The organism is Inquilinus limosus MP06 (assembly GCF_000767795.1).
Classification (GTDB): Bacteria; Pseudomonadota; Alphaproteobacteria; order DSM-16000; family Inquilinaceae; genus Inquilinus; species Inquilinus limosus_E.
Window position 1 is genome coordinate 1 of record NZ_JANX01001035.1, and the last position, 1,074, is coordinate 1,074.

A 1,074-nucleotide genomic window follows, 5' to 3' on the forward strand; every position below is an offset into this window, starting at 1 on the left:
GACCGCCAGCCGGGGCGCTGCGGCCAGCCCTGCGTCAACCGGTGCAGCCGGCGGAGCGTGTCGGCCACGCGGCGCCAGTCGGCCGCCGTCTCCGGCGGCCCGCCCTCGACATAGGTCATCACCACCAGGCTGTCCGCGAACAGACGGCCGTCCGCCGTCGGGATCGGCACCGGCACGGCCAGGCCCGCGCGGTCGAGATGCCGGAGCAGCCCGGTCTCCCAGGCGAGGTCGGCGTCGCTCCGGCTGCCGAGGCGGCCGACCGCGAGGCGCCCGCCGACGCGCACGCTCCACACGTCGTTGGCAACGCCGCCGGACAGCGGTTCGATGCGGGCGACGTCGTCGCCCCATTGCCCGAGTGCTTCCCATCCCATCGGCGACATCTTCGACCAACCCGATCCGCGCTGAGCCTTGACCTGGATATCATCGGTCCTGGGGCCATGCCCAGCGCGCACGGATGCGCGCAGCCCCGTGTTCCCTCCCTCGTCTGGTGAGAATTGGCGCAAGCCCGTCCCTGTCATCCTCCCCCTCCTCCCGCGGGAGGGGGTAGGGGGAGGGGGTGTTGCAGCCCGAACCGGCGCAGGCCTGCATGCCATCCGCCTGGGACCATGCTCATCACGCGCGGACGCGCGCAGACCCTCCCCCCACCCCCTCCCGCAAGGGGAGGGGGAGCGTGGAAGGTCGGGCAGGCCGGTGATGCTTCGCAGGTTGGGTTCGCGGTCCGCGAGCCCAACAGAGGCACGGTGGCGGGATGTTGGGTTCGCGCCGCGAACCCAACCTACGCGGTCGAGCGGACCCGGCGCTCAGCCGCTGTCCGGTCCGGGCGGCCTCGGCGGAGGCCGGCCGGCGGCGGGGGTATCTGGCGGGCGGAACCAGGCCTTCGCGGCCACCCGTCTGGCGGCCTCCGTCCCGGCATCGATGGCGACAACCTCCGCCGTTCCGGCGACGGCCGCGGCGATCGCGGCCCGGTCGGGCGGGATGCCGAGGGCGCGGCACAGGCTGCGGATCAGGGCCTCGATCGGCAGGGCCCTGTCGGCCGTGTCGGGACGGTCGGCACGGTCGCCGGCCAGCCTCTCC

At 74.5% G+C, this 1,074-nt stretch carries 2 protein-coding genes; both read right to left on the reverse strand.

The genetic code is table 11. The features are described from left to right. Window positions 1–371: phosphotransferase enzyme family protein (locus P409_RS34995; protein WP_034849616.1), on the reverse strand; the 371-nt coding region annotated here is incomplete at its 3' end. Between the two features lie 429 nt (window positions 372–800). Further along, on the reverse strand, window positions 801–1,074 hold a 274-nt coding region (locus tag P409_RS39775), incomplete at its 5' end, for a hypothetical protein (protein WP_034849615.1).